This window comes from Mesotoga sp. H07.pep.5.3 (assembly GCF_002752615.1).
GTDB classification, from domain to species: Bacteria; Thermotogota; Thermotogae; order Petrotogales; family Kosmotogaceae; genus Mesotoga; species Mesotoga prima.
Genome location: NZ_AYTV01000001.1, coordinates 153,642 through 177,125, shown reverse-complemented (window position 1 = coordinate 177,125; position 23,484 = coordinate 153,642). Strand labels below are relative to the sequence as shown.

General features: G+C 44.0%; 24 protein-coding genes. 20 read left to right on the top strand and 4 right to left on the bottom strand.

Annotation, left to right across the window (positions count from 1 at the left end; genetic code table 11):
• Positions 1-53: 53 nt before the first annotated feature.
• Positions 54-1,439, bottom strand: coding sequence for a dipeptidase PepV (pepV, locus tag V513_RS00795; RefSeq protein ID WP_099771269.1), 1,386 nt, complete (start codon positions 1,437-1,439; stop codon positions 54-56).
• A 12-nt stretch (positions 1,440-1,451) separates the two neighbouring features.
• Entirely contained in the window at positions 1,452-2,462 is a 1,011-nt protein-coding gene (locus V513_RS00790) for a mannose-1-phosphate guanylyltransferase (RefSeq protein ID WP_099771268.1), read from the bottom strand.
• Between the two features lie 216 nt (positions 2,463-2,678).
• Here V513_RS00790 and V513_RS00785 point away from each other — a divergent pair, with 216 nt between their 5' ends.
• The 10 genes from V513_RS00785 to V513_RS00740 are packed head-to-tail and all read left to right on the top strand — an operon-like array spanning position 2,679 to position 12,255.
• The gene (locus tag V513_RS00785) at positions 2,679-3,071 is read left to right on the top strand and encodes a hotdog domain-containing protein (protein WP_180274795.1); all 393 of its coding nucleotides are present in this window, start codon (positions 2,679-2,681) and stop codon (positions 3,069-3,071) included.
• Positions 3,064-3,888, top strand: a complete 825-nt coding sequence (locus V513_RS00780; RefSeq protein ID WP_099771266.1) for a 3-keto-5-aminohexanoate cleavage protein — start codon at positions 3,064-3,066, stop codon at positions 3,886-3,888. The genes V513_RS00785 and V513_RS00780 overlap by 8 nt, the downstream gene beginning before the upstream one ends.
• Positions 3,885-4,916, top strand: coding sequence for an L-erythro-3,5-diaminohexanoate dehydrogenase (locus V513_RS00775; RefSeq protein ID WP_099771265.1), 1,032 nt, complete (start codon positions 3,885-3,887; stop codon positions 4,914-4,916). Before V513_RS00780 ends, V513_RS00775 begins: the two co-directional genes overlap by 4 nt.
• A gap of 10 nt (positions 4,917-4,926) precedes the next feature.
• A complete protein-coding gene (ablA, locus tag V513_RS00770) occupies positions 4,927-6,195 on the top strand; it encodes a lysine 2,3-aminomutase (protein WP_014731519.1) in 1,269 nt (422 codons plus the stop codon).
• Positions 6,192-6,602, top strand: a complete 411-nt coding sequence (locus V513_RS00765; protein ID WP_099771264.1) for a MaoC family dehydratase — start codon at positions 6,192-6,194, stop codon at positions 6,600-6,602. Before ablA ends, V513_RS00765 begins: the two co-directional genes overlap by 4 nt.
• Entirely contained in the window at positions 6,599-7,603 is a 1,005-nt protein-coding gene (locus tag V513_RS00760) for a hypothetical protein (protein WP_099771263.1), read from the top strand. The genes V513_RS00765 and V513_RS00760 overlap by 4 nt, the downstream gene beginning before the upstream one ends.
• On the top strand, positions 7,600-8,976 hold the full coding sequence (locus V513_RS00755) for a MutS-related protein (RefSeq protein ID WP_099771262.1): 1,377 nt from the start codon (positions 7,600-7,602) through the stop codon (positions 8,974-8,976). Before V513_RS00760 ends, V513_RS00755 begins: the two co-directional genes overlap by 4 nt.
• Positions 8,973-10,535 (top strand): lysine 5,6-aminomutase subunit alpha, encoded by a 1,563-nt coding sequence (locus tag V513_RS00750; RefSeq protein WP_099771261.1) that lies wholly within the window; start codon positions 8,973-8,975, stop codon positions 10,533-10,535. The genes V513_RS00755 and V513_RS00750 overlap by 4 nt, the downstream gene beginning before the upstream one ends.
• Positions 10,528-11,304: an OAM dimerization domain-containing protein gene (locus tag V513_RS00745; protein WP_099771260.1), complete on the top strand. Its 777-nt coding sequence runs from the start codon at positions 10,528-10,530 to the stop codon at positions 11,302-11,304. The genes V513_RS00750 and V513_RS00745 overlap by 8 nt, the downstream gene beginning before the upstream one ends.
• A 48-nt stretch (positions 11,305-11,352) precedes the next feature.
• Positions 11,353-12,255 carry a diacylglycerol/lipid kinase family protein gene (locus V513_RS00740; protein ID WP_099771259.1) on the top strand — a complete coding sequence of 301 codons (903 nt, stop codon included), beginning with the start codon at positions 11,353-11,355 and terminating at the stop codon, positions 12,253-12,255.
• Here V513_RS00740 and V513_RS00735 read toward each other — a convergent pair.
• Together V513_RS00735 and V513_RS00730 are read right to left on the bottom strand one after the other, a co-directional pair.
• Positions 12,247-13,119, bottom strand: a complete 873-nt coding sequence (locus tag V513_RS00735; RefSeq protein WP_099771258.1) for a hypothetical protein — start codon at positions 13,117-13,119, stop codon at positions 12,247-12,249. The two genes, V513_RS00740 and V513_RS00735, sit on opposite strands and share 9 nt — an antisense overlap.
• 4 nt (positions 13,120-13,123) lie before the next feature.
• The gene (locus tag V513_RS00730) at positions 13,124-13,567 is read right to left on the bottom strand and encodes a PspC domain-containing protein (protein WP_006487862.1); all 444 of its coding nucleotides are present in this window, start codon (positions 13,565-13,567) and stop codon (positions 13,124-13,126) included.
• A 363-nt stretch (positions 13,568-13,930) separates the two neighbouring features.
• Between V513_RS00730 and V513_RS00725 the strand changes: the two genes are divergently transcribed.
• From V513_RS00725 to V513_RS00680, 10 genes are all read left to right on the top strand, one after another.
• The gene (locus V513_RS00725; RefSeq protein WP_099771257.1) at positions 13,931-14,944 is read left to right on the top strand and encodes a LacI family DNA-binding transcriptional regulator; all 1,014 of its coding nucleotides are present in this window, start codon (positions 13,931-13,933) and stop codon (positions 14,942-14,944) included.
• Between the two features lie 18 nt (positions 14,945-14,962).
• Positions 14,963-15,409: a D-ribose pyranase gene (rbsD, locus tag V513_RS00720; RefSeq protein WP_257211844.1), complete on the top strand. Its 447-nt coding sequence runs from the start codon at positions 14,963-14,965 to the stop codon at positions 15,407-15,409.
• Positions 15,410-15,476: 67 nt separating this feature from the next.
• On the top strand, positions 15,477-16,325 hold the full coding sequence (locus V513_RS00715; RefSeq protein WP_014731511.1) for a BtpA/SgcQ family protein: 849 nt from the start codon (positions 15,477-15,479) through the stop codon (positions 16,323-16,325).
• On the top strand, positions 16,318-17,262 hold the full coding sequence (rbsK, locus tag V513_RS00710) for a ribokinase (protein ID WP_099771256.1): 945 nt from the start codon (positions 16,318-16,320) through the stop codon (positions 17,260-17,262). Before V513_RS00715 ends, rbsK begins: the two co-directional genes overlap by 8 nt.
• A 3-nt stretch (positions 17,263-17,265) precedes the next feature.
• Positions 17,266-18,759 (top strand): sugar ABC transporter ATP-binding protein, encoded by a 1,494-nt coding sequence (locus tag V513_RS00705; RefSeq protein WP_099771255.1) that lies wholly within the window; start codon positions 17,266-17,268, stop codon positions 18,757-18,759.
• 5 nt (positions 18,760-18,764) lie between these two features.
• Positions 18,765-19,730: an ABC transporter permease gene (locus tag V513_RS00700; RefSeq protein WP_257211843.1), complete on the top strand. Its 966-nt coding sequence runs from the start codon at positions 18,765-18,767 to the stop codon at positions 19,728-19,730.
• A gap of 29 nt (positions 19,731-19,759) precedes the next feature.
• Positions 19,760-20,650 (top strand): substrate-binding domain-containing protein, encoded by an 891-nt coding sequence (locus tag V513_RS00695; protein WP_006487874.1) that lies wholly within the window; start codon positions 19,760-19,762, stop codon positions 20,648-20,650.
• Between the two features lie 314 nt (positions 20,651-20,964).
• On the top strand, positions 20,965-21,591 hold the full coding sequence (locus tag V513_RS00690) for a TetR/AcrR family transcriptional regulator (RefSeq protein ID WP_099771253.1): 627 nt from the start codon (positions 20,965-20,967) through the stop codon (positions 21,589-21,591).
• Entirely contained in the window at positions 21,584-22,441 is an 858-nt protein-coding gene (locus V513_RS00685; protein WP_099771252.1) for an ABC transporter ATP-binding protein, read from the top strand. The genes V513_RS00690 and V513_RS00685 overlap by 8 nt, the downstream gene beginning before the upstream one ends.
• On the top strand, positions 22,438-23,484 hold the full coding sequence (locus V513_RS00680; RefSeq protein WP_099771251.1) for an ABC transporter permease: 1,047 nt from the start codon (positions 22,438-22,440) through the stop codon (positions 23,482-23,484). Before V513_RS00685 ends, V513_RS00680 begins: the two co-directional genes overlap by 4 nt.

Here is a 23,484-nt window from a genome sequence, read left to right as displayed (position 1 = left end):
ACCGAAAAAAATTCTTCGATCCCTTGATTATCATATCTAAACAATTAAAACGATTATGACTGAAGGAATCTCAAGAACAGCTGAGCGTATATTCTCGAAACAAGAAGGAGATCTTCGATCGATACTCTTTCATTTGGCTGGTGTGCCATCTCAAAATTTCCAGGAAAAAGCGCTCCGAAAGCCACTGCGTTTGGTACGGCACGCGCATAAGTGCCACCGCCGATAGCTATTGGTTCTTCATCATGTCCCGTTACTTCCTTGTACACCTCTCTGCACATCTTAACGAGTTCAGAGTCTGGAGAGATATAAAGCGGCTTCTGGTGATGAAAAGTCTCGACGCGAAATCCTTTGAAGGCTTCTTCTATTTGTGATCTAACCATCGATTCGTTGAAGAAAACCGGATACCTTATATTGATAACCAGCTTCAATACACCTGCCTGAAGTTTTAGTGTACCTGCATTCAAAGTCAGTTCACCAGACATAGAATCCTTTCCAGAAATTCCTAGAGATTCACCATAGAACTCATAACCGATCTTGGACTTTATAGCAGTAAGAAAGTTTTTGATTTCAGAGTCTCCAAGTCTAAGATCGGCCAGAAGATCTACAATAGCAGCTATAGCACTTTGCCCTTTGTAAGGAGTCGACCCATGAGCGGAAGAACCTGTAATCAAGATTTCGACTTTATCCTCCGATCTGGTTAATTTCAGTTTTGTATCATTTTTCGGCGAAAAGGCTTCAATCTTCTCATAAGTCTCGGCATCCACACCCCGGAGTACTGCCCTGGCCGAAGATGCAACCATGTTCGGAGCCTCACCGGCAGAAAGAACCTCTACTGATATTCCTTCCCCTCCGTTGTGCGCGGGTGCTGATATCCCGTAATTAACGATACCTTTCTCTGCAAATATAACAGGAAAATCAGCATCTGGAGTCACTGACATGTCCGGGATCTCCTCGTGTTTGACGTAGTATTTCATGCACTCCCACCCAGATTCTTCGTTCGTGCCAAAAATCAGTCTTATCCTCTTCGAAGGCTTCTTTACGTACTCTTTTACAGCCTTCAGAGCGTAAAGGGCTGCTATCATAGGACCTTTGTCATCCTGGGTCCCTCTTCCCCAGATTTCCCCGTCCTTTACAAGTCCGCTGTATGGTGGAACTTCCCAGCCTTCTCCTTCTGGAACTACATCGAGATGTCCTAAAACGCCGAACGTCTCTCCAGATCCGTAATCAACTATCCCAACGTATCCATCAGCGTTTCTGGCTTCAAAACCGAGATCCTTTGCCAACTTTACTGTCTTTTCAAGAACTTCCTTAACACCTTTACCAAAGGGGCCGCCATCAACAGGTGTGTCCTGAACTGACTTGATCCTAACTGAATCAGACACAGCACTTACCAGCTCATCTTTAAGGGCGATCACCATTTCGTCAAGTTTCCTATCCACTTTTTCTCCTCCTTACTTTATTATCTTCTTTATATCTTGTGACTCTCCTCGTCTGCAAACCAACGTTCCCTCACTGGTTGCTACCAATATGAAGCCTTCAATTCCCGATACGGCTAGTTTCTTCTGGGTATGATTTATCAAAAGGCAGTTCTTCACGTCCTTTAGAGAAAACTCCCCCTCGACGGCATTCCCGTTCTTGTCTTTGATCAACAAATCATAAACTGCATCCCACGAGCCAATATCGTTCCAGTAGAAACTTGCCGGTACAGTTGCTACTTTTGAGGACCTCTCCATCAAACCATAGTCAATTGAGATCTTTGGAAGCCTTTCGTAGATCTTTTCTATGTCTTCTGGTCTCTTACTAATCTCTGAAATTGCAGAAAACAGATCCGGGAAGTTCTTCGAGAGCTCCAAATCGAAAACGCTCTTCTTCCAAACAAAGATGCCGGAATTCCATAGAAATCTGCCGGACTGGACATAATGCTGAGCAGTTTCATAGTCTGGTTTTTCATGAAACTTCTTTACCGAATATACTTCTTCATTATCATCAACAGCATTTCCCCGCTCGATATAACCATAACCAGTGTAAGGATGAGTGGGGGTAATCCCTATCGTAACTAGCGAATCATTTGATTCGGCGTATTTGATTGCCTTATTCAGAGTCTTGAAAAAACTCTCTTCATCTCTTATAACATGGTCGGCGGGAACGACAACCATGATGTCATCAGGGCTAAATCTGGTACTGCCCAATGCTATTGCGGGAGCTGTATTTCTTCTCATAGGCTCAAAGATTACGTTCTCTCCCGGGAAGAGCGGTAGATAGTACTGCATTAAAGGAAACTGCTCCCTTGTTGTAATAATGATTATCTCATCTGTTACCTTTTCCATTCTTTCAATAGTCTCTTCAATCATTGTCTTCGATGAACCAAACTTGTGAAACTGCTTTGGCCTTTTCTTAACACTTACAGGCCAAAGCCTCTCACCTATGCCGCCTGCCATTATCAAGGTCCTTACCACATACATCTCTCCTTCCCGCCGCATCCCATTATCTATAGCATACCAGAAAGTCAGACCTTTACCCCGTGAAGTTCGGGAGGCTATTTTCGGAAAAATCGTGTATAACAGAATAGGAAGAAAGACTTAGAGACGAATGTTCGACTCTATAAGCCTTTAATCACTGGCCTCAAGCTTTGCGACCGTCACAATTTAGAGGCAAAATTAAATAAGGGGGCGAATTTGATGACAAAAGTCATGATCAGGCTGCGAATGAGTCTTAACGATGCTCACTATGGAGGCAACCTAGTTGACGGGGCAAGAATCCTTCAGATGTTCGGCGATGTCGCCACAGAACTTCTTATAAGAAACGATGGAGACGAGGGCTTATTCAAGGCCTATGATAATATCGAATTTATCGCGCCGGTCTATGCGGGAGATTACATTGAAGCCACAGGAGAGATTATTTCGACCGGAAATACATCCAGAAAAATGTTGTTTCAGGCATTCAAGGTCGTACAGACCAGACCAGAAATAAGCGATTCTGCCGCAGAGTTACTGCCAGAACCAGTACTGGTATGCAGGGCAAGTGGAACATGCGTTGTCCCGAAAAGCAGACAGAGGAAGCGCTATGAATAAACTCATAATTACTGCTGCATTAACGGGCGCAGAAGTAATGAAGGATCAGCAACCCGCTCTTCCGATTTCTCCTGAAGAGATTGCTGAGGCAGCGTATGACTGCTTTCTGTCAGGAGCAAGTATTGTTCATATTCACGCTAGGGATTCTTCGGGGAAACCTACGCAGAATTTAGAAGTTTACCGAGAAATCAAGGAGAGGATCGCAGAGAAATGCGATTTGATCTTTCAGCCTTCAACTGGCGGAGCAGTATGGCACAGAGTAAGAGAGAGGGCTCAGCCTCTAGAGCTCAATCCTGAGATGGCGACTCTTTCGGCAGGTACTTGTAACTTTGGTGAAGATGTTTTTTTCAATTCACAGGATACTATGGAGACTTTCGCACAGGAGATGAAAGCAAGAGGAATTAAACCTGAGATTGAAGTTTTCGAGAGGGGAATGATCGAAAACGCTTTGAAATTGCTTAAGAAGGGTTTGATAGATAGCCCCATACATTTTGATTTTGTCCTCGGTGTTCCTGGAGCTTGCCCCGGGAATATTGAAGATCTGATCCACATGGTGAGAGCAATTCCTCAAGGAAGCACGTGGACGGTGGCCGGAATTGGAAGGAACGAGCTTGTTCTGGCAACTGCCGCTATTCTTCTTGGAGGGCATGTCAGAGTTGGTTTCGAAGACAATATCTACTACAAGAAAGGTGAGCTGGCAATTTCGAACGCTCAACTAGTCGAGAGGGTTGTAAGAATTTCGAATGAACTGGGTAGGGACGTAGCCAGCCCCGAAGAAGCGAGAGAAATCCTTGGAATCAGGAGGAAGAATCAGTGAAAGGATGCCCTTATGGAAGTCACAGAGTAATCGAGCCCGCGGGATTCCTTCCGCAGGCAGCATCAAGGATCGACAACTCTTTGGACCTATACGATAATGAAATCCTGGTGGACGTCACAACTTTAAACGTAGACTCGGCAAGTTTTACTCAGATAAGAGAAGCCTGTGAAGATGATGTGACAAAAATCTCGTCCATGATAATGGATATAGTAATGAAGAGAGGTAAGCTGCAGAATCCAGTTACGGGTTCGGGGGGGATGTTTATCGGAAAAGTGTCAAAGATCGGGAAAGACCTTTTGAAACGAGATTTAGAGATAGGCGATACTATTGCGTCTCTTGTTTCGCTATCGCTGACACCTTTGAATATCGAAAGGATTGTTCAAGTACATCTCGAAAAGGACCAGATAGATATTGAAGGAAAGGCAGTGTTATTTGAAAGCGGAATTTATGCACGGCTACCGTCAGATATCCCCCCTAAAATGGCCCTGGCCGTACTTGATGTTGCTGGTGCACCGGCACAGGTTGACAAACTAGTAAGAAAGGGTATGAATGTAGCAATTCTTGGAGGCGGCGGGAAATCCGGCTTACTCTGTTGTTATGCAGCTATGAAGAAGTGTCGCGATTCGGGTAAGGTTATTGTAGTAGAATATTCAGTGGAAAACGCAGAGAGAATTCGAAAGCTTGGCCTTGCCCACGAAGTTATCATTGCCGATGCAACAAAACCTCTCGAAGTCTATGAAAAAATCAGTGAGTTTACAGAAGGCGATCTCTGTGATGTGGTAATAAATAACGTCAATGTTCCCGGAACAGAGATGGGGTCTATTCTAAGTGCAAAAGAGAACGGAATTGTATATTTCTTCAGCATGGCTACATCTTTTACCAGAGCCGCGCTGGGGGCTGAAGGTGTTGGAAAGGATATTACAATGATGATAGGGAATGGATATACTAACGGCCATGCTGAGTTTGCGCTAGGAATCTTAAGGGAATCTAGTGAAATTAGAAGGCTTTTTCAGAAGCTATACATTTGAGGTGGCGTAAATGCGTGACTACAGAGAAATACCAATGTGGAGAGATGTAACACCTGCTCAGTGGAGTGACTGGCGGTGGCAGGTAGCCAACAGAGTCAAGACCGTTGATGCGTTAAGGCAGATTATCGACATCACCGAAGAAGAAGCTCATGGAGTCGCCGAATGTCTCAGAACGCTACGAATGTCAATAACACCTTACTACGCAACGTTGATGGACCCCAATAATCAAAGATGCCCTATACGAAGGCAGGCCGTTCCAACCGACAAAGAGCTAAAAATCGACAAATGGGATATGATAGATCCGCTTCACGAAGATGAGGACTCTCCTGTACCAGGACTCACTCACAGATACCCCGATCGTGTCCTCTTCCTTATAACCGACCAGTGTTCGATGTACTGCAGGCATTGTACTAGAAGAAGATTCGCTGGACAGCTCGACAGGGCGAGAACCCGGAAGGAAATCGATGATGCTATTGAATATATCCGGGAAACTCCTGAAGTAAGAGATGTCTTGCTTTCCGGGGGAGACGCATTACTTGTTGGAGACGATTATCTGGAGTACATTCTCAACGAACTCAGGGAGATCCCCCATGTTGAGATTATTAGAATTGGAACTAGGACGCCCGTCGTTCTCCCACAGAGAGTTACTCCAGAACTCGTGAAGATGATCAGAAAATATCATCCCGTATGGATAAATACTCACTTCAATCATCCTCTCGAAATCACTCCCGATTCAACCAGGGCATGCGAAATGCTCGCAGATGGAGGTATACCACTGGGAAACCAGTCGGTACTCCTCAGAGGAGTTAACGATTCTCCATATATAATGATGGAACTAGTGCATCAGTTAGTCAAGATCAGAGTGAGACCGTATTACATATATCAGTGTGATCTCTCTCAGGGAATCGGTCATTTCAGAACCTCAATTAGAAAAGGTATTGGAATCATGGAATCATTGATCGGCAACACGTCGGGATTATGCGTTCCAACATTCGTCGTTGACGCTCCAGGTGGGGGCGGTAAGATTCGAGTAATGCCTCAGTACAATATTTCCGAATCAGACAGAGTCGTCGTTCTGAGAAACTACGAAGGAGTAATCACCACATATCATGAGCCAGATGACACTTCTAGCGATGTTGATGACAGAGTGTACAGAGAGAAATACGAGTTCACAGGAGTATCAGATCTTCTTTACGGAAATTCGATGAGTTTCGAGCCTACGACACTTCAAAGAAGAGACAGGATAAAGAAGTGGAAGGAGAAGAAGGTGAGAAAATGAAATTCGAAGACTTCTTCGTGGGCCAGAGTTTCTCAACCAGAAGAAGAATTACAGCCGAAATGGTTGACTCCTTTGCGAACTTGACCGGAGACAGGAATCCCGTTCACACAGATGAGGAATTCGCAAGAAAGTCCCGTTTTGGCAGAAGAATCGCTCATGGAATGCTGTCTGTGGGGATAATTTCCGCGATTCTAGGAAATGAATTCCCTGGACCCGGCTCCATATACATGAAACAGGAGGTAAGATTCCTCAAACCAATATTTCTTGAAGAAGAAGTGTTAATTACTATAGAAATCCTCGAAATCAAAGTTGAGAAAAAGAGATTATCTGTAAGAACAACCGTAGAAAAAAACAACGGAGAGATGGCAGTTGACGGAGAGGCGCTTCTACTATTCGAGGGAGAATGAAGCGTCGGATCAGAATATCAGATTTGGCCGAGGGAATTGAAGTAATATCGGTGATCGGTCTTGAGAAGAATACAGGAAAGACTGTTGTTTTGAACCAAATGCTAAAAGAATTTCGAGAAAAGGGCACAACTGCAGGAGTAACATCTACCGGCCTAGAGGGTGAAAAGAGAGACCAAGTTTACCTTAATGAGAAGCCGGAGATAACTCTAAGCAGAGGGACTTATTTCGTCACATCTGAGAGGGATTTCCGTCATCGAAGTTTTTCTGCTACCGTAATAGATTTGAGAGACTACAGATCTCCTCTAGGAAGAACGGTTTTTGCGCGGGCGGAAGCCGATGGGAAAGTCATAATATCGGGGCCATCTATTCTTGAATATCTGAGTGAAGCTGTAAACACAATGAGATCCTACGGTTGTGAAAAGATACTGATCGACGGCTCAACTTCAAGAATGAGTCCGGGTACGCCTCTAGTTTCGGACGGAGTTATTCTCGCCACCGGTGCGGCATTATCGATGAATTTGGAGGAACTGTGTAGGAAGACCAGTTTTGTAGTGAGATTGCTTTCTCTTCCAGGCACAGAACTCGAGCTCCACAAAAGAATTGCTCCGCTAGGAACCGGTTTGTGGGTAGAGAAAGACGGTGTTTTCGAAAGATTAAGCCCTTCTCCATTAACAGCAAAATCCTTGAAGCATGAACTTGCCGGGAGAACGATTTACATTAATGGTTCGCTTACATGTTCAGTTCTTCTTGCCTTAGCAGAAAAGAATACTAGAATCATCTTGAAGGATTTTTCACGAGTTTTCTTTGACGAGTTAACTCTCGCAAAGTATGAAAGAGCGGGAGGCCACCTAGAAGTCTTGCATCCGACGCACCTGATCGCAGTCACAGTGAATCCGTTAGCACCGAACGGGTTCAAGATTCAATCAGATAAACTTATAAAGTCACTTGAAAGCAAGATTGATGTGCCAGTACTAGACGTTTTGGAGGAGAGTTCAAATTGAAGTATTTGGATTGTGGATTTGAGTACATCCTCTCTCTCATTGATCCCGTTACTCCTATGGGCAGAGAGGAATTGCGCGTTATGACCTTCTTGAAAAGGGATGAGGATATAGAGGCTTTTCACAAGAGACAGCTTGAGGTGAACGAGAGAAAATCACAAGTAGAGTCCCTCAAGTCTATTCTAGCGAGGGTACGGGACATTAGGGGAACTATTTCAAATCTCTCCCCTGGGAAGATTCTCGACGATATTGAACTGTTTGAGATAAAGAGCTTCGCCTATTGGTCAGAAAGACTGAGAAGTGAGATTGGAGAGTGCAGTTCGTGGATGCAGCTTCCCGACCTGTCAGTTGTGTTTTCTTTTCTAGATCCCGACGATGTTGGAACAGAGAGTTTCTACATTTCTGACAAGTTAGATAATGCTCTCGCGGTTGTAAGAAAAAAGCTTTATAGACTTCAGAGAAATAGAGAAGAGTATGACGAAGCGAGTCTCAATGAACTTATCCGTCTGAATTTTGAAATCGAAGAGAAAGTAAGAGCTGATCTTTCCGGCAAGCTCATCACTTATCGAGAAGACCTTCAAAGCTCTGCAACAACAATCGGGAAGATTGACCTGATCGTAGCGCTAGTAGAGTTCAATAGGAAACTCGGTCTCAGTAAACCGGAAATCAGTTCGGGAGAATATGAATTTGAAGAACTGGTCAATCCTGAATTAGCTGCATCCCTTAACAAGAGCGGCAAGAGTTTTCAACCATTTAGCGCCAGTTTTGACAGAAGATCCGTTATTATCGGAGGCAACATGACCGGCAAATCGGTTCTTCTCAGAACTGTTGCTCTCCTTCAGACAATGTTTCAGCATGGACTTTTCGTGCCAGCGAAGAGAGCCTTTATTCCTGTATATGATGCGATTGTCTACTACAGTGGCGACAAACAGTCTTTTTTGGATGGGCTGTCATCGTTCGCCGGAGAAGTAGACCATCTGAAGAAGGCTCTAGAGATAATCCATATGGATATCAGAGGCCTGTTTTTGTTTGATGAAATAGGAAGGAATACAAACCCCGTAGAAGGCCCGGCATTTCTTATGGCTTCGGCAGAGTATCTTAGTCGAAATCAGAGATGTCGAACCATCCTTACATCCCACTATGAAGAAGCCCTGGAGATTGAAGGAGCAAAGCTGTTTATTATTAAAGGGCTTGACCGTGAAAGAATGAGAAATGAAATCGGAAGGGAAATCTCTTATTATGTGGATCATTCACTTGTAGAAATAGAAAGCAATGCGGCCTTTCCTAGGGAGGCAGTAACAATAGCGCGTCTTATGGGATTAGACAGAGAGTTCGTTGAACTGATAATAAGAAAGCTGAAGGAGAGTTGCGAATGAATGGAAAGCTGAATCTGAACATGAACAAAGTCAAAGAAGCAAGAGATTATGCCCAAAGGATTGCCAGTGAAGTTCATAACTTTGTTGAAGAGCACACGACAGTAAGTATCGAGAGGGCGATCTGCAGGTTTTTTGGTATAGATGGTGTTGACGATTATGGAATTCCAATCCCAAATGTCGTAGTAGATCACCTTAAATCATCAAACCTAATTAATGATGGTGCTGCCTATGTGATCGGAAATGCGATTCTCGAAACGGGACTTTCGCCGCAAAAGATTGCAGAAGAAATCTCATTTGGAAGACTCGATCTCAGAAGTCTGAGTTACAGATCTCAAGATGAAGTTTTCGATCGCATCGACCGACTCGTGAATGATGCTGTAGGAAAAGTCCAGTTGAATCGAGAAAAACGTGAGTCTTTGATCGGTGAACTGGGTGAGGGAAAAAAGCCCTACCTGTATGTGATAGTCGCGACGGGAAACATTTACGAAGATGTAATTCAGGCAAGAGCAGCCGCAAGACAAGGAGCGGACATAGTTGCTGTAATCAGGTCTACGGGCCAGAGTCTCCTTGATTATGTGCCTTACGGGCCAACAACTGAAGGATTTGGAGGCACATACGCTACACAGGAGAACTTCAGAATAATGAGGTCGGCTCTCGACGACACCGGAAAAGAGGTCGGTAGGTACATAAGGCTTTGCAATTACTGCTCGGGTCTGTGCATGCCGGAAATAGCTGCAATGGGAGCCATCGAAAGACTGGATGTAATGTTGAACGATGCTCTCTACGGAATTCTATTCAGAGACATAAACATGAAGAGAACTTTGATAGATCAGTATTTTTCGAGAGTAATAAATGGATTTGCGGGCGTCATAATAAATACAGGAGAAGACAATTACCTCACGACGGCAGATGCTTTTGAAGAAGCGCACACAGTACTCGCTTCTCAGTTAATAAATGAAAGCCTGGCTCTCATGGCAGGTATACCCGAAGAGCAGATGGGGCTCGGTCATGCCTTCGAAATGGATCCATCAATTGAAAACGGTTTTCTGTATGAACTTGCTCAAGCACAAATGAGTCGAGAGATCTTCCCGAAGGCACCTTTGAAGTACATGCCCCCTACAAAGTTCATGACTGGAAATATCTTTATGGGCTACGCCCAGGACACCTTATTCAATGTGATATCTATAATGACAAATCAAGGGATTCAGCTTCTGGGAATGCTTACCGAGGCAATTCACACTCCTTTTATGAGCGATAGGTACCTTGCGATCGAAAACGCAAGATATGTTTTCAACAATCTGCGCGATCTAGGCGATGAGATAACCTTCAAAGACAACGGAATAATTCAGACTAGAGCAGCGACGGTTCTTGAGGAAGCTCTTCAACTGCTAAGGGAAATCGAATCGATAGGTCTTTTTGAAACGCTCGAAAGAGGCACTTTTGCAAACATCAAGAGATCCCCACATGGAGGAAAAGGTTTGGATGGGGTAGTAAGAAAGGGGTCGAAATACAGAAATCCATTTATCGAGAAAATGCTTGGGAGGCGCAATCATGGATAACTGCTCTGAAAAGAAGAATCAATTTCCCTCTGAAATAGACTTAACAAGAGTAATTCCATACGGAGACACGCTGAATGACGGCAAAGTCCAGCTCAGCTTTACTTTGCCAGTGCCTGGAGGGCCCGAGGCCGATGAAGCAGCTAAGCAGATGATACATAAGATGGGGTTGAAAAACCCGCAAATCGTCTTTTCAAAGGAAATAACAATCGGATTCACATTCTTTCTCGCCTACGGAGAGTTTTCTCACGCTATTGACTACACAGCAATTCGAGTGCCGAAAATTACGCTTGAAAAGATGTCGATGGAGGAGATCGACAGATTTATTGAAGAGAAAATAAAGAGAAGAATCGTTGTTGTTGGTGCTAGCACAGGTACAGACGCTCATACAGTTGGTATTGACGCAATTATGAATATGAAGGGTTTTGCGGGGCACTATGGCCTCGAACGTTACAGAAATATCGATGCCTATAACCTCGGCAGTCAGGTTGAAAATGAGGAGTTAGTCTCAAAGGCGATAGAACTTGATGCGGACGCAATTCTCGTGTCTCAAACTGTTACGGCCAAAAACGTCCATCTTAGAAACATGACTTCGCTTGTCGAGCTTCTCGAAGCTGAAAACATAAGAAAAAAGATCATTCTGATAGCCGGTGGAGCGAGAATTACTCATGAATTGGCCAAAGAACTTGGATACGACGCCGGATTCGGGCCCGGAACTTTCGCTGAAGATGTTGCAGCCTTTATAGTTCACAAACTGGAATCCATGATCTGAAAAGTTGTGTTAAAATCAACCATCGCGGCATAGGCGGAGGTAACACGATTGAAGACCCTCGTAGTAGTTAACCCAAATGCTAGTCACGGTGAAGCTGGCAGGGACTTTGAAAAAAGCATTTCCTCATTGCTCCGAGAGGAAATTGCTGACTACGACATCCACATTACTACTGGTCCTGAAGATGCTCTAAGTTTTGTGACAAAAAACCCGAACTACGATCGAATAATCAGTGTGGGGGGAGATGGCACACTAAACGAGATCGTAAATGGGATGATAAAGGGAAAATCGAATGCTTCGGTAGGCATCGTCGCTCTGGGCTCCGGTAATGATCTCGCTAGAACGATCAATCTAAAGCACAATTATCGAGAAATGGTCAAGATAGCTGCGGGTGAAAACGTACGACAAATCGATCTGCTTAAGGTGTCCTATGTAGACATGAACGGCGTGAAAGCTTCACGGTACGCTGTTAATGTAGTTGGAGCCGGATTTGACGCAGCAATTACAGTTAGAATGATTAAATCAAGATTCAAGACAAGCGGCAAGATGGCGTACCTTCTTTCTTTTTTGATCGAATTATTCACTTCGAAAACTTATCCTTTAACTTTCATTGTCGACGGAGAAGAAACTTCAGGCAGCTACTTCTTCTTGACCATGGCCAACGGAAATTACTTTGGCGGTGGAATGAGGATAGCACCCAAAGCCCTGGTGGATGACGGATATTTTGACGTTGTGGGTGTTTCAAAGATGTCGAAATTGCGTCTGCTTTATCACTTTCCGAAGATCTATCGAGGGGAGCATTTGGTAGTTGATACAGTAAGCTATCGAACCGCTAAAAACATCTCTTTGAAAAGCGACAGAGATGTAATTATTCAGATGGACGGAGAAGTCGTAGGAAGCCTACCATTGGAAATCTCGATTTGTGAAAAGGCTTTGAAGATAGCTTCAGCGTAAGACCTTCAAATTCATTATTGCGCTTTCCAAAGTAATGTAAGAACTGAAATCAAATGAAACACTTTCGAATACATATTCTTCATTGCCTGTATAAGGTAAATCCGTTTTTACGTTCTTTATTGCAGCGCTAGGTTTAAGAATCGCCCGAATATTCTCCGGTATGTGGATCTCTGAATTGATTATCGCGGCATTGACCTTCATATTCGTAAAGCCCGCTGCTGACATAGAAACAATTGCCTTGACGATCGCTCCGTTAATTCTAAGTTCATCAACTCTAAGCTCCCCTAGACTAAAATTGCAGTTCATGACAGCCCCGTTAAACTTTAGAACATAGTCATAAGCGGGATTAAGTTTCATAACGACTGTACTCGTTCCCAACCATGAAACGTTCGATTCCGGTTTCATTATGAACCTCTGCGACAGCTGAGTTATATCCTGTTCAATTTTAAGACCTGAACCACGTACGGCATAATCGACCACGGCAACCGTAGAAGATGCTACTTCATCTCTTAAGGGTTCTAAACTTATGTTCGACATTGCGAGGTCGACTTGAATTTCGATGCTCGTTGCAGAATCGGAACTCTCCAATACTACCGTATCGCTAACGGCCTTCTTACCGGCAAGAAATGGAGAGGGCCAGAAGAAAACGAACAGCACAAAAGCTACAATAAGTATTGTATTCAAGTATCTGATCCACCTGAGTCCCCTAATGCTAGCAAGTATGCTCATTCCTACCAGAACAAGAATGATCGGCCAGAAATTCGCCAAATTGACCAAAGCATTTAGGAGAGTGTCTCCCGTAAATAGACCGAAGATCAGCAAAACACCAACCAGGACAAAGATCAATCCCAATGCGATCTTCATAGGATCATCCCCTATTTATTGATTTATAGATCACAAATCCTCCACCTGCAATCAATACAACACCTATAACGGTTTTCCAGAAGATACCGCTGAAAATGTTCCAGGGAGTAAATGATCCTAAAAGAAGGGCTATCCCAAATACTATGAGAAGCGCCGCGATGATCAGTTTACTCTTGCTATCAGAGAATTCTTCCTTTTTTCCCTCTTCTATCGGCTTCCCCTCTTCATCCATTATCACGACGTTGTTCTCGCTATTGATAGGTGCCCTGGGTACTATAAACATACCAATTATGTATATAATCAATCCGGCACCACCTGCGAAGATCAGAGCAACAAACACCAGCCTTACAATCACCGGATCTACCCCCAGATACTCTGCTATTCCACCTGCGAGACCATCTATTACTTTGTCCTTTCTAGACTTGTATAACCTCTTCGTATCACTCACATAACCACCTCCGTTAATGCTTAAGTAAGTAACCGCATAACTTGATCTCATCCATTATAGTACGATCGATATTTTTCTAGCATAACCGGTTAATCATTCACTAATCTTTAACAGAAAAGGAAATTTGCACTTACTTGTTCCAAAACGTCTCGCCGTTATCCTTATGGATTTGCCCGTTAAGTGAACTGCGCGACTGCAGAAATGGATGCGATTGGGTGAGATAAAAGCACTTAATTGCCTTTCAGCATAAATGATCAGCTTCATTCGAAGAAAACCGAGTTTTGGCAAATAAAAGAATGATGATAGACTGTAGTTAAACGATTAACTAAACGTTTAACTGGCGAATCAGAAGGGATAGATTAAATGCCGAACATGAAAGATGTTGCTAAGCGTGCAGGGGTATCGGTTGCCACAGTGTCAAATGTTATGTCTGGCAAAAAATACGTCAGCCCAGAGCTAAAGAGAGTTGTTCTGGAATCTATAGACGCTTTACAGTACAGACCGAGCAAAATAGCGAGAAGCCTCAAAATCAGAAAGTCCTTTCTCGTTGGTCTCTTGGTTCCAGATATAACAAACCCCTACTTCGCCGAGATTGCCAGGGGGGTAGAGAGCATAGCTCTCGAGCACGACTACCAGATGTTTCTTTGTAATAGTGATGGAAGAAGTTACAGAGAAGAAGAAACCTTGATTTCTTTTCTTGGACATGGAGTAGATGGTGTCATAAATGTGGCACCGAGAATGGATGAGGAGCTTCTAGCCGATCTCTCCAATGGAATGCCTATGGTAATCCTCGATAGGCACCTCAAAATAGAAAACCCGTTAATTGATGTAGTATACACGAATAACTTCAAGGGTTCCGCTCAACTGGCAAGGCACTTGCTGGACAAAGGCCACAAGAGATTCGCTTGTATATCTGGTCCTAAAGATGTTCCAAGCGCAGTCAGGAGGCTTCAAGGCTTTTGTAGCGAATTAGAAAAGGACGGTATTAAAGGCGAAAACCTGAAGATTTATTTCGGTGGTTTCAAGTACGAAGATGGTTTCAAGATAATGAAGCAATACATTTTGAAGCTTAAGATAAGGCCTACAGCCGTTTTTGCTGGAAACGACATGATGGCGTGGGGAGCGATCGAGGCGGCAAAACAAAATGGTTTGAAAATCCCCGAAGATATCGCCATAGCCGGCTTCGACAACGTTCTGTATTCTTCGCTGGTGATTCCGTCAATGACCACTGTCGATCAACCTAAGTACGAAGCTGGACGGACAGCGATGAAACTGCTTCTAGAAAAGATTATTAAGAAGCAACATGGAGAATACGTCGACACAAGAAAGATTGAACTCGATTCACATCTTATTGTAAGAGAATCAACGCAAGTTTGACAAATCTTTGGAGGTGAAATGATGAAAACAAAAGGCATTCTTCACAACGATCTTTCGAGAGAAGTCGCGAGGCTTGGGCACGGTGACATGCTGGTAATAACGGATAGAGGTTTTCCCTTTCCTAGGCATGGGAACACTGTATGCATTGACGTGTCAGTCGGAAGAAATCTACCAAGATTCGTGGATGTCGTTAAAGTCGTTCTTGAAGAGCTCGAGATTGAAAAGGTAATCATTGCTGACGAGACCAGATCAGTAAGCCCCGAGATCTATTCTCAGCTAAAGGAGATAGTCTCTAAAGTGAAAAACAAGGGCAACGACATTATTGAAGAGAACATTCCTCATCCGGAGTTCAAGGATCTCGTTTTAAATGGAAGTCTCCAGGGCAAAGAGGTAAAAGTCTTCGTTAAGACTGGGGAATTCACCCCATATGCAAACATAATCCTGGTTTCCGGAGTCGATTTCTAGATTTCGGCAAAAGGCTCAGTTCAAGTATCACGATTTCATCTGCGCCAAAAGAAAAAGAGGTGGTTATGTGAGAAGAGATAGGGAAGTTCTAAGCAGCATATTCAAAAAAGGCAAACCGATTATTGGAATGATACATCTGCGTCCCCTTCCAGGATCACCGAGATACGATCCCGAAAAACTGGGCATGAAGGAGATTCTCAGGATCGCTATTGAAGAAGCGAGAATTATGGAGGGATGTGGTGTTGATGGACTTCAAATTGAAAACATCTGGGACTTTCCATATCTCAAAGGGGAAAGGATCGGTCACGAGACTTCCGCTGCCCTGGCAGTAGCGACTCAAAGTGTGAGAGAAGCCGTCAATATACCTGTAGGTGTGAACTGCCATCTCAATGGAGGAAAGGCAGCACTCGCCGCCGCAGTTGCTGGTGGCGCAAAATGGATAAGAATCTTCGAATGGGTCAATGCGTATGTTTCTCACGCGGGTTTGACGGAAGGCATCGGGGCAGAGCTTTCTAGATACAGAAAACTTATAGGCGCAGAAGAGATTAAGTTCATGTGTGATGTGAATGTGAAACATGGGAGTCATTTCATTATTTCTGACAGAAGTGTTGAGGAACAGGCTCATGACGCCGAATCGGAAGGGGCAGAAATTCTAATCGTTACGGGATTTGAGACCGGGCAGGCACCTAACGCAGAAAAAGTAAAAAGTTTCAGTGAAGCTGTAAGCATTCCGGTGATGATCGGAAGTGGTTTGACAAAAGAAAACGTAGGTGAACTTCTTAGGTTTGCCGATGGAGCAATCGTCGGAAGCTACTTCAAGAGGGACAACAACTGGAAGAATCCCGTTGATCCAAACAACGTCAGAAGCTTTATGAAAACCGTTGAATCCCTTAGAGAGGCGGGCTACGATGATTGATTACGCATTTAACGGAGAGATTCTCTGCATGGGAAGCATGAACATGGATCTAGTGATGGTAATGGATAGACTTCCTGAGCCTGGAGAGACTGTTCTCACAGACAACTTCAGTACATACCCGGGAGGAAAGGGAGGAAATCAAGCAGTTGCGGCGGCAATCAGTGGCGCGAGAGTTCAGATGTTTACGAAACTTGGTGGTGACGGATTCAGTGAAGAACTGATCCAGATGATGAAGGAAAAAGGGGTAGACACTTCCAGAATACTTAGGGATCCCGAAAGCACAGCGGGTATTGCAATGATAAGAGTTGACAAAAATGGGCAAAACTCGATTTCTTTTACCCCGGGTAGTAATGCGCGGCTTTCTCCTGAAGACGTGGAGAAAAACTCTGATCTCTTCAAACGCGGGCGTATTCTTTTGTTAACAATGGAAATAGCACAGGAGACAATCTTCAGGGCAATCAAACTGGCCCATGAAAATGGAATGTTTACGATCGTCGATCCCGCGCCTGCTCCTAGAAATGGGTTCCCCGATTCCATCGCGCCTTTGATCAATTTAATAAAGCCTAATGAATCCGAAGCGAGGATTCTGACAGGCATAGATGTTCACGACAGAGAATCTGCGCGGATTGCCCTCCAAAGACTAAGTTCAATGGGCTTCAATCTACCAATAATAACTCTTGGCGAAAAAGGCGTTGTTGGAGTTGATGGCAATAACTTCATGGACTTGAAGCCCTTTGACGTTGACTGTGTGGACACAACTGCGGCTGGAGATGTCTTTTCAGGAGCTTTGGCAGCAGCTTTATCGAAGGGTGTGCATCTGAAGGAATCTCTAGAGTGGGCAAATGCAGCAGGAGCATTGAGCACTACGATCTCCGGTGCTCAAACTTCTATCCCTGCTCCGAAAAGCGTCGAGAAGTTACTAAGAAGGCAGGTGTAACAGGTGCCCGATATTGCGCTGAAACTGGAAGGAATATATAAATCTTTTGGTGGAATCCATGCTCTGAAGGATGTCAACTTCGAGCTGAGCGAAGGTGAAGTACATGCGCTCCTTGGCGAAAACGGAGCTGGAAAATCTACACTGATAAAGATCCTGACCGGAGTTCATAAAATGGATTCGGGGACTATTCAGGTCCAAGGAAAAACAGTAACGATTGAAGACCCCGTAGACGCACGACACAAAGGAATAGGCGCAATATATCAAGAACTAAGTCTCGTAGACTCACTAACAGTAGCCGAGAATATATTTCTGGGTCACGAACCTACCACATCCTTCTTTGGAACTTTAAGAAAGAAAGAGCTCATTCGAAGAGCAGCGGAGTATCTATCTTCCTTCGGAATCGAAATAGATCCTAGCACTCTTGTCAGAGACCTAGGTCTTGGGCAGAAAAGGATAGTGGAAATAATAAAAGCGCTATCGATAAACGCCAATATCCTTCTTCTCGATGAACCTACAACCGGTATGAGCAGAGTGGAAATCGATACTCTGTTTGAGATTATGGATGATCTGAAACTAAAAAAAGTGAACATGATCTACATCTCCCATCATCTTGATGAAGTCTTTAGAGTGTGTGACAGAGCCACCGTACTGAGAGACGGTCAAAACGCCGGAACCTTCGAAATTGATAAGGTGGATCTAAAGACGCTGGTAAAATCAATGCTTGGAAGAACCTTGAAAGAAGAGTTCCCGGTACGAGAGGGGAGACCATCCGAAGATACACTGTTGGAAATAGAAGAGTTCAAGACCGACAAGATGCTTGCTCCAGTCAGTTTTAGCTTGAAAAAAGGCGAGATCCTCGGTATAACGGGAATAATCGGTTCTGGAAAAAGCGAACTTGCCCTCGGTTTGTTCGGAGCAGACAGGGCTATAAAGGGAAAGCTCTCAATTGCTGGCAAGGAAGTGAGATTAAACTCGCCCGATGATGCAAAGAGACATAGTATCTCTTTCATTCCAGAGGATAGAAAGGAACAGGGCTTATTTCTTAGGCTCAACGTAGAACATAACATCTGTGTTGCAAACATCGATCTCGCCATTAAGAACGGAATAATCTCGAGCAAAAAGAAATCAGAAATTGCAACGGATACGTCAGAAAAACTAAAAATAAGACCTTTAGACATAAAAATGGCAGTCCAGAATCTCTCTGGTGGAAACCAGCAGAAAGTTGTTATTGGAAAATGGCTTTGTGGTGAACCAGATATCTTGATACTTGATGAGCCGACTCGCGGAATTGACATCGGTGCAAAGACAGAGATCTATTCTCTGATCAACTACCTTGCCGATAGGGGTACAGGAATATTGATATTGTCATCTGAATTCCGGGAGATGAGTGCGATATGCGATCGAATCCTTGTGATAAGAAAAGGAACAATTGTCGCCGAACTTGAAGGTAAAGATTCATCTACAGAGCAGTTATTGACACTGGCGCTTGGAGGTTAATGCACATGGAAAATAGGATTGAGAAAAATGACAGATCGGCGTTTGTTAACAAATTTTTGAGATTGCTAAAGGGTGAACTAGGGCTGATCTTAATCCTTGTAGCATTAATGGTGGTTTTCTCATTGATGTCACCATATTTCTTCACCTCTAGGAATCTGCTGAACATTACCAGGCAGGTGTCGATAACTCTAATTGTCGCTATTGGAATGACCTTTGTAATACTCACAGGTGAGATAGATCTTTCTGTTGGTTCTTCTGCAGCATTAGTTGGAGTTGCAACTGCGGCGGTTCTTAATGCAACGGGCTCCATCTTCCTAGGCCTGATTGCGGGGTTGATACTTGGGGTCGGAATCGGGTTTGCGAATGGCGTTCTGACTGTTTACGGTCGAGTCCAATCCTTCATAGTGACACTTGCTATGATGGGGATTGCAAGGGGAGCCGCACTGGTTTGGACCGGAGGAAAGCCGATATCCAGATTGCCTGTAGATTTCGCGATAATGGGTGCTGGCTATCTCGGACCAGTACCGGTTTCAACGATAATAGCTGCCGGAGTCTTCATTCTCGCCTTCTTTGTTCTGAACAGAACAAAACACGGAGTGTATGTGAAGTCAATTGGAGCAAACAGGGAAGCAGCTAGGCTATCAGCAATACCAGTGAGGAAATACCGGGTTCTTGCCTTCGTCATTTCCGGTCTAATGAGTGCGCTTGGTGGTATTCTCATAACTTCCAAGCTTCTTTCCGCTCAGCCAACTGCCGCCGAAGGACTTGAGATGAATGTAATAGCGGCTGTAATACTTGGGGGAGCATCTCTTTCCGGAGGTGTTGGTACAGTTCTGGGCACTCTCCTGGGTGCCATGGTAATAGGAGTTATCGATAATGGAATGAATCTCGTAGGAGTATCATCGTTCTTTCAACAAATAGTGAAAGGAGTAATAATACTCGTTGCCGTACTGGCAAAACGTAGTGATTAAGATTCTCTATCAAAAAAAGGAGGGGTAACATGAAACGAATGTTTCTGGTAGTTCTTATTATCGGATTGTTAGCGCTAACGGGCTTTGCTGCAAAAACCATCGGTTTTTCAGTCTCGACACTTGCAAATCCCTTTTTCGTAACTATGAAGGAGGGGGGAGAGGCAAAGGCAAGCGAACTGGGTTTGGAGATGATCGTTTTGGATGCTCAGGATAAGCCGGAAACTCAGTTTGCTCAGATTCAGGATCTCATAACGAGAAGAGTAGATGTGTTGATTATCAACCCCGTTGACTCTGACGCAATAGTCTCGGCAGTTCTTGAAGCAAACGCAGCCGGAATTCCGGTTATCACTGTGACAAGACCTTCAAATGGTGGAGTAGTGGAACAGCATTTAGACATCGATAACAAGGAAGCAGGTATGCTCGCCGCAGTAGCATTGGCAGAAGCACTTGGCGGAGAAGGAAAAGTAGCCATCCTTGAGGGGATACCCGGAGCACCGTCGGCAGTTGACAGACAGAAAGGTTTCATGGACGAACTTAAGAAGTACCCAGGTATCGAAGTAGTAGCATCACTAACAGCCAATTACTCAAGAGAAGAAGGTGCAAGAGTTACGGAAGACATTCTTCAAGGTAACCCGGTGCTGGACGGAATCTACGCACACAATGACGAGATGGCACTCGGCGCGGTTAGGGCAGTGATTGCCGCGGGAAGACTGGACGAAATAAAGATTGTCGGAATTGATGCCACAGATGATGCAATTGCAGCCATAAAAGCCGGTGAAATGGTTGCAACAGTTCAACAGCAGCCTTACCTACAGATGCAGATGGCAGTTATCGCGGCACAGAGAATCATCAACGGCGCAACTGTGGAACCTAAGGTAATAATTCCACTGAAACTTATAACTATCGACGTTCTCCAGTAATTAGCTGATCTACAAGGAGAGCAGCGTACGCTGCTCTCCTTTTTTTTTTGTGAAAGCATCACGAAGAAAATGAAGAGCCCACTCATCTGATTTCTCAAAATACTCGCTTGCGATGATCCAAAACTCTTCCATTTCGTTTCCAAGCTACTAAAGAAACAATAGAGATCCAGGAGACGACTTTTGAACAATGGCCTCCTTAATTTCAAGTTAACAATGCTGTTCAGCTATATCGAATCTTTGCTTTCAGAATACCACAAGGAGTATAATGTGACTGATTAGTCATATGACTTATCGGTCACAAAGGAGATGTTTGAGTGCCAAAGGAAACTTTCTTCAACTTGCCGGAAACGAAGCAAAAACGAATTTTGGAAGCTGCCATAGATGAGTTTGCAGCGAATGGATATGAAATTTCAAGAGTCAACGAAATAGTCCGAAGATCTTCAATCCCGAAGGGTAGCTTCTACCAGTACTTCGAAAACAAGTCTGATTTGTTCAGATATGTTCTGGACATTATCTACAAGAAAAAGATGGAGATTATGACGGGCATCGAAATCTCACACAGAGAGCTGAGTGTATTTGAAACATTAAGGGTAATGGTTGAAGCAGGAATAAAGATGGCCGAGGAAGATCCTCGGTTTTTGAAGATCAGTGACAGTCTCGTTGCAAACAAACCTTTGATGGATGAGGTTCTGATAGAGTATGCTCCATCAAGCGATGATTTAATTATTTCCTTGATTAGACGAGGAAAGAATAACGGTGAATTAGCTGATTGGGTGGATCCGGAGCTATCAGCGAAGTTGATTACTGCCTTCATGCTCTCACTGAGTGAAATGATAAGATCCAGCAGCAATGGGAAGATTACTGACGAAACGAGGGAGAAGTACCTCTCTCTAATTAATCTTCTTGAATACGGTATGAAGAGGAGAGAAGATTATGATTAGGGTATGTGATCTTTACTATTCTTACGGGAAAGACGAAGAGTTCGCCGTAAATGGCATCTCTTTCGAAGTCAAGGAGGGAGAGATTTTCGGTTTTCTCGGTCCAAACGGGGCAGGAAAGTCGACGACTCAGAGAATATTAACGGGCCTCTTACCGGTCCAAAAGGGGAAAGTAAGGGTCATGGATGTCGATGTTTCTGCAGCTACCCCTGACTTCTATAACAACATAGGCGTCTCCTTTGAAAATCCTAATCTTTATCTCAAGCTGACTGGTATCGAGAACCTTGAGTATTTTGCCAGTCTGTACGATGTACCGACAGAAGACCCAGCCCATATGCTCTACATGATCGGCCTGAAAGACGTTGCTAAAAAGAGGGTAGGAGAATACTCCAAAGGGATGCAACAAAGACTGGTCTTTGCTCGTTCTCTCATTAACAATCCGAAAGTCTTGTTTCTGGACGAACCTGTTTCCGGGCTAGACCCATCAACTTCCGCAGCAATAAAAGAATTAATCAAAGAGAAGAAGAAAAAGGGCACAACGATCTTTCTGACGACGCATAATATGCACATCGCCGATGAACTATGTGATAGGGTGGCATTCATTGTTTCTGGAAAGATTTCGCTCATTGACTCCCCGAGGAATCTAAAACTACAGCATGGTAAGAAACTGGTGGAAATTGAATACAGGAAAAATAGTTCTCTGAAGAGGGAAAGCCTTTCTCTTGTTTACGAAGCTGATCGGCAGAAGCTCAATTCTCTTCTTGACCATGAGGTGATTGAGACGATTCATTCTAAAGAAGCTACCCTTGAAGAGATCTTCATTAAAGTGACCGGAGAGAAGTTAGAAATATGAGACTCTTCACGAACACCTCTAAGGAAATAATACTAGGTTGGAGGAGTCACTTCTTCCTGCTTACCGTAATGCTGGCTGTGGCCTACTTCCTTTTGATGACATTTCTGATTCCCGAGGATCTTTCAACCAGCACACAGCTAATTCTTCTAACTGAAAACGAGGAAATCGCGAGAGCGATCGAAGCCAGTGATCGTAGTTCCGAATCGTCACTTTCATTTGTCAACAGTCGTGATGAGCTCTATGAATCACTCAATAGAAGTTTCAATAGTGTTGGCGTAATTATGAGAGGCGATACAGCTTCCCCATCATTTGAGCTGGTTTTCCAGGGACATGAAGACACGAAAACCAGAGAGCTTGTGAAACTAGTGGTTGCCCATCTTCTAAATGGTTCAGATAATCAGCCGATTTCCAGCAACAGTGTCCAGTACCTTCAGGGAAAACAAGATGATGGACTCGATATCCCCTTTAACAAGTCTTTTCTTCCGATCTTCCTGATGTTTGAAGCCGTAATGATGGGTATGATAATGGTCTTTGCAATGGTTTTCAGCGAAAAATCTCAGAAGACCCTCGACGCATTTGCGGTGACACCGGGAAGAGTCTGGGAATATCTGGGAGCCAAAGTGATCTTTCTCATGATTCTAGGGATAGTTTTCGCGATCATTCTCACGGCTCTTACGGTTGGTCTCCAAGCTGAGTACCTACAGCTTGTTTTGATTGTCTCAGTTGGGAGCTTCCTCTCGACATCTGTTTCTCTAATAGCTGCAAGTTTCTATGAGAACCTATCTCAGTCAATGGCCGCTATTCTGACGTTGACGGTAATTTTCTCATTACCGATACTTTCATATTACCTGGAAGGATTCTCTCCCTGGTATCTGAGAATACTTCCTACTTTTCCCATTCTCTTCTCGTTGCAAGGAGCTGTTTTTCCTCATCAGGGTTCAACAGATATTTCCTACATGATATTGGTAGCGGTCGAAGCGGTGCTGGCTTTTGTGATAGCCGTCAATCTCTACAAGCTTAGAATACGAAGGGTTAGGATGTGA